Below are 9,802 nucleotides of genomic sequence, written 5' to 3'. Positions count from 1 at the left end.
AAGGGGTTGAGTAATAACCCGCTATCGCTGTCAGGATAAGGGTTTATAGTTAACGCGCTTTGACGGATTAACCCTGCCAACATATTAAGCCGTATGCGAGAGCTACGCCAACCTCGGCTATCAAAGAGGGTTGCTGGTACTCAAGGCGCAGAGGTTGAACATTAGCGCTCAGGGACAATAGTTTCTCGGTGAAAATATAGCCGGCTGTTTAGTCAATGGTAATTGATTGAGGCCCATTACTCGATCCATTATTGTCTCGGTCAGAGGTTGAGGAAGAGACTGGGGTTCCGGTTTCCTTTTCTAACCAGCTTTTCACTGGGTCTTCTGATAAGTTGAGTCGCAGGACGCTAGAGACAAAGCCACCCAAAAACGAGATCGGATCTTGGGTAAATTCTTTGAAGATGGGTGTCAGTTCATCCATGATTAGAGAAAGCTCCTGTAAAGAGATTTATTGTTATTCTGACTGAATTTTAGCTGAATCGGCAAAAATCAGTAAACCGGCCTGCCTACGCACAGGGAGTGGTTAGTAGTAATAGCCATCATTTCCATAGTCGCTGGAGTTATTAATATGTTTGTGGTAGTCATCATCATCACGACGAATGGCGGCCGGTCCAGTTTGTACCCATTTAGGTTGATGGGGTTGGGCTTTAATGGTTCCCTGGTGGCTGTCGAGGTCGGGAAGTTGGGGAAACTCCTCAACGGGTAAATCCTCAACTACTCGTTTCATAAACTCACGCCAATTAAAGGCGGCGGTACTACTAGCGCCCCAAGTGCGATCATTGTTGTCGTTTCCTAGCCATACTCCGGTCACCAGTTGGGGAATATAACCAATAAACCACAGATCCCTAGCTTGTTCAGAAGTGCCAGTTTTACCGGCGACATCGCGATCGGCGAGGTAAGCGGACCCACCTGTGCCGTTGCGTACCACATGAGTTAGCATCCAGGTAGTAATAGCGGTGCTGTCGGGGTCAAGGACTTGTTTAGGTGTAAACTGAGCCTGATAGATAGTTTCGCCTTTCTGGTTGATGACTCGACGGATACCATGAGCGGGGATATATTGGCCTTGGGCGGCGAGGGTTCCGTAGGCGTTAGTTAGTTCCAAAAGATTAACTTCATAGGCTCCCAAGGCGAGGGAATAGGTGGGTTGGAGTTCAGATTTGATACCCATGCTGGTACTGAGAGAAATAACGGGTTCAAAGCCGACATCAATTAGGACTCTAACGGCAATAACATTAGTGGAATTACTGAGGGCGTTAAGCATCGATCGCCAACCCCCGTAACGGTTACCATAGTTTTGGGGGCGATATCCATCAACTCGATAGGGTTCGTCATTGTAACTATCATAGGGAGAGAAACCTGCTGCGATCGCCGCCGCATAGACCAACCCTTTAAAAGTCGATCCTGGCTGTCGTTGAGCTTGGGTAACGCGATTAAACTGACTTTCCCCATAATTAGCACCCCCTACCATAGCTTTTACCTCACCGGTAGTGGGGTCGATCGCTACTAATGCGGCTTGGTCAAACCCCGCCGCGCGCCCGTCTATTTCTACGGCTTCTTTAACGACCTGCTCGGCTATTTCCTGCCATTGTAGATTTAAACTGGTTTCCACCACCAAGCCCCCAATTTCTAGGGCTTCTGAAGATACATATAATGGTAATTGCTTTTGAATAAAATTAGCAAAATAGGGAGCTTTAACCTGTAGACGTTTATGGGGGCTAGGATTTACAACTAGGTCGCTTTGAATCAGTAAATTTGCCCGATTCTCAGAAATCATACCCATTTCCTGCATTCGGCGCAGTACGACGTTCCGGCGTTCGGTAGCCAGGTCTAAATTCACCAGGGGGGAGTATTGACTTGGAGCGGGAGGCAAACCCGCCAAGGTAGCCATTTCCGAGAGGGTGAGTTGTTCTACGGGTTTACTGAAATAGACCCAGGCGGCATCAGCGACCCCATAAGCTCCCGAACCCAAATAAACTAGATTAAGATAGCGTTCGAGGATTTCTTCTTTGGTGAGAGTTTTCTCAAGTTTTTGAGCGAGGAGAGCTTCCCTAAGTTTACGAGTCAGGCTGCGTTCATGGTCTAAAAACACCATCCTAGCCAATTGTTGGGTGATGGTACTACCTCCCTGGACTACACCTGTAGCCATTACATTAGCGGATAGGGCTCTGATAATACCTTGGTAGTCAATGCCGCGATGCTCATAGAAACGTCGGTCTTCTATGGCAATAAATGCCTGGAGCAACTGCTCTGGGATCCGGTCGAGAGATACCTGCTCCCGGGTAGATGGTCCGGTTTGCATGATAATTGTGCCATCTGCGGCTTGAATGGTGAGGGTTCCATCTCGGTTGTAGGCTGATAGATCAGAAATTTCCGGTAAACTCTGTTCAAGGCGATGGAAGTGATAAGCTGCTAATGCGATCGCACTTCCGGCTATAGTAATTATGCCAACGCCTATCCACAATTTAGGGCGAGGTTTCCATTGCCAACGCCTAATGATACGGCGATGGGGTCCTCCCCCCTGGGGGGTTTCCGAAGGGGGGGGTGGCGCGATCGCCTCCGAGTCTTGATGCAAAACGGAGGTAGGGGGTATAGTATTTTGACTATCCCTAGATTCGTCGGTAATTTTTGGGGAAAATTCTGTCACGTAAACCTCCTGAGTTGGGAAGCCCCTTGCTAAAAGGGGAGGAAAAACGACTGGTGGCTATAGTTAAGATAGAATCTTGAAAAGCCTTATTGATAAACGATTGTAGGGTGCGTCAGAGAAATCAGTGATATAGGGAAATGGAAAATCTGGTTCATCTGACGCACCAATTGCTCCCCCCTAAACTGCATGACCTAGGGCTAAACCCACGACTAACATTCCTAACACCAGGAAAGGTTGAGCGCTTGCCTGATATTTAACATCATTTTCGAGGGGATTGCGAAGAAAATACATATCTTGGAAGGTAATTTGTGGAATCACGAGTAATAAAAGGATGGTGGCATACAGGTTTTGCTGAATGCTGATCAAGTATAGGGCAACTCCGGCTTGAAAAATGTCGATCATTAATACACAGATCCAGGCGGCGGTGGTTACGCCAAACATAACGGGGAGGGATTGTAAGCCAAGTTGGCGATCGCCTTCGACACTCTTAAAGTCATTGACAATGGCAATACCTAGCCCCGCCAAGCTGTAGAATAGGGTGAGTACGACAATAGTGGGGTTGAGTTCTCCAAACAGGGCATGACCCGCCCACCAGGGAAGGGCAATATAACTAGCTCCGAGGGCATAGTTGCCTAACCAGCCGTTTTTCTTGAGTTTTAGGGGAGGCGCAGAGTAGATATAGGAAACGAAAGCGCCGCCAATACAGAGAACTGTGACCATGGGGAATTCATGACCTGCCCAAATATCCAGGATATAGGCAAGACCAATACCCGCACCTAGGAGAATCAGAATTTGGGATACGACTTGGGGGATGGAAATTGCACCGGAGGGAATGGGGCGATAGGGCTCGTTAATGGCATCTAGGTCGCGATCGTAGAAGTCGTTGAGGGTTTGGGTGTACCCTGCCATTAAAGGACCCGACAGCAGCATACAGGCGGCTGCTTTGAGGATATCTTCTAGTGTCCAGCTATAGCCTCCAGAGGAAGCCGCACCACAGACTACACCCCAAATTAGGGGAATCCAGGTGATTGGTTTCATCAGTTGCAGGCGAATTTTCCAGATGGAGGTTTCTCCGGGGGCGGCTCCTTTCATCCCTAGTAACTGGCGGGTTTTTGACCCGGAGTTGGGGATGGCTTCTGAAGAGGTTTCGGGGGTTGGGGAATCAGACATAGTATTCTTTTAGCTATTATTTCGAGGTTATCGCTAATGGTTTTTGATAAGCCTTGCCTTATCCCAATAAACCAGTGTCGGGATTGATTGGCAAGGCACAGATTGACAATTACGAAAAAACCCGAAGAGAATTTTAGCGCATTATCGTAGGGTGCGTCAGACACATCAATAATATGGGGAAAGGGAGAATCTGGCTGCTCTGACGCACGGATACCAGAGCCAATGGATTAATCTAACAATTGGCGAATGCGGGTTTTGTTGTCTGGGGAGGCTTGAGATTGGGTTTCTAACCATGCGATCGCTTCAGATCTTCCTTGTTGGGCAACTAAAATGAGAGCGCCCCAGGCTTGCAAATCAGGTTCTTCTGGGTTTTCCAGGAGGGCTGCTTGAATGCGGTTTTTGATTCTTCCCCCGTCAGCTTGTAGGAGGTTTAACAGTTCGGTTTGATTAAGGCTGGAGCTTTGAACCACATTTAGGGCTTCACTCCAACGACCATCAATGAGTCCGGCGAGTACCTTTTGACTAGGACTTGCCCAAGCTGCGGTGGCCTGAGCATCTGTAATGCTGGCATGGAACTGAATTAATTGCAGTTGTGCCTCCGCTAATGCTGGCCAGTTTTGGGGATAATCGCCACCAGTACCGGAATTTTTCTTGAGGGGTTCCATCAAACTTAAAGCCGGAGACCACAAACCGCTGCGAGCTAGTCTAATAGCTCTTCTATAGGCATAGTGGTCAACAACTTCTTGATCTAGGGAGATACTAACTAACTCAATGGGGTTAGGAACAAAGCGACGGGGTCGGACTTGATAAATGCTGAATTGCGGCTCAAGTCCCATGGTTTGTTCAACTAACAATTCTGGGTAAGGTCCCCCGGTGACGTTTTCCCAGATAGGATGCTCTCCAGCAGCACTTTTCCACTCCAACATGGAACTGAGATGATAATGTTTGGGGTTGTAATGAATGATATGTCCGTAGGGAACTTGGGTATCCCCCACCAGACGGTTTCCATATAGGTTAAACCATACCCCTGATTCAGGAACTTTATTTTTGAAGGTGGTAATATCAGTTAAGGGCAGTGGTCTATTACCGCCCTGCTGATTAGCACGAGTTCCAATCAAAGATGCCAGTACAAAAGACTCTGCTGGTCCGTTAACAGGTAGTTGATAAACTAGGCGGTATAACTCAGGAGTCCCTACGGCTTGATAGGGCGTTTGTACTGATTTATAAACTCGCAGTTCCACAATTTCTTTACAACCTGTGGGACAGGGAGTGGTTGTACTAGATTCGCGGGTCTGCATTACTGGAATTAACAGATCTACGGGTGCTTGTACGAGGGATTCATGGGGGAGCAGGAATGAGCGCCAAGGTTTGAGATAGGGATTTTGGGCGAATAACCTTTCCTCTAGCCTGGCTGTGGTCACACTATTGCTCATATCCCCTAAAACTTCTCGATTAGGAAGGGGTAGGGGTTCGCCAAAAAAACGACCCACCGCTTTTAGTTCTTCTCGGATTTCCTCTAGGCTATAAAGGTAATCATTTGGTTGTAGGGGAATTTGGGTACTTGCGGGTAGAAATTGATTGAGCCAAATGCCTACGTCAGGATTGAGAATCAGTTGGTAACTAAACCAAGCGCTGACGCTGAATAGGGCTGAACCACCAAATAGCAGGCTAAAGGCTAAACTATCGGCTAACCACTTTTTTAGTGCTACTGATAGGGGGTTTGGAGACCGACGGCTGCTGACAGTTGGCTTGTGTTTTTTCTGGCTTAGGGCGGGTGATATTAGTTGGCTGGTTTTTCCAATGGCGGATCTAGAACCTGCCCCTACACCCTCGCCCCTACCAGCTACCTTGGGCTTTTTGGCTAAGGGCTGCTTGGAGGGCTGCTGTGGTAATGGTTGTTTCTGCTGGCGGGGCGGTCCGGCTTGGCGTTTCTGATTAGTCCCCTGGGATTTATTGTCTATGGGTCGATTAGCTCGGATTGGTCTATTGTTCATATTTTGCCACTGACTCCCCTACTCTATGGTGATCACCTTCAACCGATGAGGACTTGTTCATAGCGCTGACCTGCTCGTTCCCAAGTATATTCAGTTTCGATGAGCGATCGCGCTTTTTGAGAAAGTTCTTGTCTGAGATCAGCGTTTTCAAACAGTCTGGCAATCTGTTGGACATATTGCTCAACTGTGTTGGCTCGTAAAGCCCGCAGTTCGACTCCTTCGCCATCGACGGCTAAACCTTCTAAACCGCGATCGCTCCCCACCAGGGGAACTCCGGCAGCCATAGTCTCTAGGGTTTTGTTTTTGATGCCGAACCCGGTTCGCATTGGGATTACACAGACTGTCGCTTGATGTAAACATTCTGCCATTGAAGGTACACGACCTGTTACATTAACTCCTGGACAATAGGCTAGTTCTAACACTTCTGGTACGGGTCTAGCTCCTACGATAGATAAGGTCGTATCTGAAGCGCGTTTTTGGATCTCGGGTAATATCTCTAGGGCGAGAAATCTAGCTGCGTCAATGTTGGCGATGTTGTCCATGGCTCCGACAAAGATGAGTTTATGTCCACCTGGGTCGAAAGTTCGGTAGGGAAACTGCTCAAAGTTTACGCCATTTGGGATGATTTCGACGTTCGCTATGGGGTTAAAGTTTTGCATCTGTTCGCCGTCCTCTGGAGTGGTGGCAACAATTGAGGAAAATTTAGTACAATATTGTTGCTCATAACGATAAAGTAGGGGAAGGTTAAGGCGATCGCGTAGCGGTTTCTCTGCCGTTTGGGTCTCTAGCTGCTGCCGACAGGTTGCATAAACTGAACTGTGGACATTAACGACTGTTTTTAAGCGGTCTTTCCATTGGGGACGCACATAACTCTCATTAATGCTATGTTCGCAGGTGATGACATCACAGCCTTGGTCTTCAACTACTTGATCAATCCACTCCTGCATATCAACCGAGTAGATTGATCTAACATTGGGAGGGCTGCCACTGACTAGAAATTGGCCAAATCGAGAGATTTTGCCGAAAATACCCCAGTTTGCTTCTGTGGGTTCACTTCTGGGAAATACCTGGAGCCTATCTACGCACTGACTGAGTTCTTCAATGTCATCATCAGTGACATCTGGGGTGCGTTGTGTTACAAGAGTAATAGGGTGTGTCTGGCTCAAAAATTTGAGTAGGTTAAAGGTACGGACTTGGGTTCCTCCTTTGGTAGGAGGATAGGGGAATGTGGAAGAAATCATTAAAATTTTCATCGGCATTTGGGTTGATGGGAAAATCTCGGTAATTAACTGGGTAATTGTTAATTCAAATTAGTTCTGATTAAGGAGTTACCTCAATGGCATCTTGTGGTATTTATACTTTAGCAAATGATGTAGTTTTTGATCAACTGGTAGCTTTTTTAAATAGCGTAGAGGTTAATGTTAGTCCAGATATACCTGTTTGTATTATTCCCTATGATGACCGTATGGAGCAAGTGCAAAAGGAAATTGGCGATCGCCCCAATGTTAGCATTTATGAAGATCAGCAAGAGATTCAGCGCTGGGAAGATTTTGCTAAAGAAGTGTGGCTAAACCATCCCCTAGCATCCGAAAAAAGTGATGCTAGACTCGTCAGTTCAAGGATACGTTTTCAAATAAAAATGGTGGCTTTTCAAGGAGACTTCGATAAGTTTGTCTTTTATGATGCTGATACTTTAGCCATGAAACCGGTAGATGATATATTTCTGAAACTAGATACCTATGATTTTGTATTTAATGATTGGGAACACGCCAAAACTAGATTAACGGCTCTTGATATTCCTCGGATTGAGGCGACAGGGGAGTTAACCGAATCCCAGATTAGACCTAAGTTGCACTGTTCAAGTTTTTTTGCTTCTCAAAATGGTTTATTTTCTACAGAAGAGGTTAATCAACTCAAAAACCGTTTAATTCAGAATCGAGAAATTGAGTGGATAAATGGTATATCAGATGCTTTTTTGTTTAGCTATTTAACACTGCGAGGCTACTCTATTTTTAACTATACACTCAGTCCCAACGGTCAAGATAGAACCGGAAACTGTGCCGACGCTGATCCGTTTGTTAACCAGGATAATGTTTTGTATAATGAGCAAGGCTTAAAACCTATTCATCGCATCCACTACATGAATTTTTCCGCTGCTGATTTTGCCAGAGTTAGTAAAGGAGAAGATGTTAATATTCCCCATCGTGATGTATTTCTGCATTATCGTTTTCTGAAACAACCCAACGCCAAACCCAGTAATTTTGCCGAACCAGATTTATTTACTAAAATCGGACGTTTCAAAGATAAAGCCCTGAAAAAAATCAAACGTGCTATCACTTAGTTAATTTGTAAATTATGGTAATTTTTTGATTGTTGAAAATCTGAAAGAGGTTAATCGTTGATATTGGGTTTTGTCGTGCCGATTAAAAGTCGTAAGATATCTAAATCTTGGGATAATCTTTCTCTCCTATTTGAAAGAACTGCTAAGTCAATGTGCAATCAGACTCATCCTGATTTTCGGATGATTGTAGTGTGTCAATATCAGCCTCATATTAAGTTTGAACATCCTAATTTACAATATCTGACAGTGGATTTAGGTTTACCTGTACCGATAATATTATTAGAAGTGATTTATATGATGTCTCAGAAGCCACGTTAGCAAGAATTCCTGATTCCATAACATCCCCTAATCAAATTCCTCAAGACATTCATGATTTCTACTATTGTCATAGATATTTTGCGAGGGCTGTAGAGTCGAAAGGAGCCCACCTTGAGCCGCTTCCTTTTGTTGGGTCTATTTATATTTTAGGAAATCGTGAAAATCTATCTTCTGAAGATGTCGTTAATATCGAAAAACGGAAAAATATGTCTCTAAAAGTTAGACTGCTGAACCTGAAAGCCAGTTTATTAGATTACCGGAAATTAACCCCGGCAATTCGACAAGAATTTGGTCTTTATGATCTAGAACTAATCAATCCCTAGTGAAAAAGACGAGGACATATTAAACTTGATAATGTCGAGTGAAAGTTAAGCTAATTCTGTGGCTAAAATTACTGTTTGTATTCCTACTTATAACCGGGTTCACCTGTTACAGATCGCCATCGCCAGTGTTCTGGATCAAACGGAACAGGATTTTGAGTTAATTGTCTGTGATGACGGTTCAACTGATGGGACGGTGGAGATTATGTCTCGCTATGAAGACCCGCGATTGCGCTATATTCGCCATCAGAAAAATATTGGCAAAAGTAATAATATGCGATCGGGTTTTGATGCAGCTACGGGGGATTATTTTATTAAATTTGATGATGACGATCGCCTGACTCCTGAATTTCTCGAAAAAACCAGTGCAATTTTAGACCAAAACCCTACCGTTGATTTGGTGGGTACTGACCACTGGATAATTGATATTAACAATAACCGAGACCAAGCCGCCACAGATATTAACTCGGTCAAATGGGGACGCAGCGAACTCCCAGAAGGTATAGTTAAAAATCTGTTAGAAGTAGTATTTATTCAGCAAAGTTTTCAAATAGGAGCTACCCTCTGTCGTCGCCAAGCCTTAATTGATGTGGGGTATATGCGCCCAAATATTCAAAACTGCGAAGATAATGATTTATTAGTGCGTCTCGCCTTAGCCGGAAAGCAGGGATATTATCTTCCCCAAAGGTTGATGGAGTATCGGGTTCATGCTGAACAACAAGGGTTAAACCGGGCTATTCCTTATTTACGAGATCAAATAACCTATTTAGAAAATTTCCAATTTCCATCAGAAAATCTGGAAAAAATTAGGCGATCGCGCCTATCTGAATCTCAACTTTTATTGGGGTTGCGACTGGTAGAAACAGGCGAAACGCAAGCCGGACGAGCCTTAATTGTAGCCGGACAATCAGCATCACTCCCCAAAGCCTGGACAGGGTTGGCTATTTCTGTGCTTCCTCAACCTTTACGGAAACAAATCTTTACCCTTCTACGACGGGCTAAAAGCTAAAATCGT

8 protein-coding genes are annotated in these 9,802 nt (G+C 45.2%); 3 read left to right on the top strand and 5 right to left on the bottom strand.

The window, feature by feature from the left end; all coding sequences use genetic code 11:
* Window positions 1–208 precede the first annotated feature (208 nt).
* The 5 genes from P5674_RS15000 to P5674_RS14980 form a co-directional block, all read right to left on the bottom strand.
* Entirely contained in the window at window positions 209–421 is a 213-nt protein-coding gene (locus P5674_RS15000; RefSeq protein ID WP_006619291.1) for a hypothetical protein, read from the bottom strand.
* A gap of 102 nt (window positions 422–523) precedes the next feature.
* A complete protein-coding gene (locus tag P5674_RS14995; protein ID WP_006619292.1) occupies window positions 524–2,644 on the bottom strand; it encodes a transglycosylase domain-containing protein in 2,121 nt (706 codons plus the stop codon).
* Window positions 2,645–2,821: 177 nt separating this feature from the next.
* Window positions 2,822–3,814: a chlorophyll synthase ChlG gene (gene chlG, locus P5674_RS14990; protein WP_006619293.1), complete on the bottom strand. Its 993-nt coding sequence runs from the start codon at window positions 3,812–3,814 to the stop codon at window positions 2,822–2,824.
* A 227-nt stretch (window positions 3,815–4,041) separates the two neighbouring features.
* Window positions 4,042–5,808: a hypothetical protein gene (locus P5674_RS14985; RefSeq protein ID WP_006619294.1), complete on the bottom strand. Its 1,767-nt coding sequence runs from the start codon at window positions 5,806–5,808 to the stop codon at window positions 4,042–4,044.
* Between the two features lie 38 nt (window positions 5,809–5,846).
* Entirely contained in the window at window positions 5,847–7,061 is a 1,215-nt protein-coding gene (locus P5674_RS14980; RefSeq protein WP_014274641.1) for a glycosyltransferase family 4 protein, read from the bottom strand.
* An 83-nt stretch (window positions 7,062–7,144) separates the two neighbouring features.
* On the opposite strand from P5674_RS14980, the gene P5674_RS14975 reads away from it, so the two are divergent.
* The 3 genes from P5674_RS14975 (at window position 7,145) to P5674_RS14965 (ending at window position 9,796) form a co-directional block, all read left to right on the top strand.
* Window positions 7,145–8,149 carry an Npun_R2821/Npun_R2822 family protein gene (locus tag P5674_RS14975; protein WP_006619296.1) on the top strand — a complete coding sequence of 335 codons (1,005 nt, stop codon included), beginning with the start codon at window positions 7,145–7,147 and terminating at the stop codon, window positions 8,147–8,149.
* A 75-nt stretch (window positions 8,150–8,224) separates the two neighbouring features.
* Window positions 8,225–8,467 (top strand): hypothetical protein, encoded by a 243-nt coding sequence (locus P5674_RS14970; RefSeq protein WP_126277470.1) that lies wholly within the window; start codon window positions 8,225–8,227, stop codon window positions 8,465–8,467.
* Between the two features lie 381 nt (window positions 8,468–8,848).
* Window positions 8,849–9,796, top strand: coding sequence for a glycosyltransferase family 2 protein (locus P5674_RS14965; RefSeq protein WP_315670071.1), 948 nt, complete (start codon window positions 8,849–8,851; stop codon window positions 9,794–9,796).
* Window positions 9,797–9,802: the final 6 nt, after the last annotated feature.

Source organism: Limnospira sp. PMC 289.06 (genome assembly GCF_032350395.1).
Lineage (GTDB): Bacteria > Cyanobacteriota > Cyanobacteriia > Cyanobacteriales > Microcoleaceae > Limnospira > Limnospira platensis.
Note: the sequence above shows the minus strand (reverse complement) of the source record. Positions and strands in the feature narration are given on the sequence as shown.

Excerpts from the sequence above, each read along its gene's own strand:
- P5674_RS15000 (WP_006619291.1), bottom strand. The coding sequence starts at position 421 with ATGGATGAACTGACACCCATCTTCAAAGAATTTACCCAAGATCCGATC.
- chlG (WP_006619293.1), bottom strand. The coding sequence starts at position 3,814 with ATGTCTGATTCCCCAACCCCCGAAACCTCTTCAGAAGCCATCCCCAAC.
- P5674_RS14985 (WP_006619294.1), bottom strand. The coding sequence starts at position 5,808 with ATGAACAATAGACCAATCCGAGCTAATCGACCCATAGACAATAAATCC.
- P5674_RS14980 (WP_014274641.1), bottom strand. The coding sequence starts at position 7,061 with ATGAAAATTTTAATGATTTCTTCCACATTCCCCTATCCTCCTACCAAA.
- P5674_RS14975 (WP_006619296.1), top strand. The coding sequence starts at position 7,145 with ATGGCATCTTGTGGTATTTATACTTTAGCAAATGATGTAGTTTTTGAT.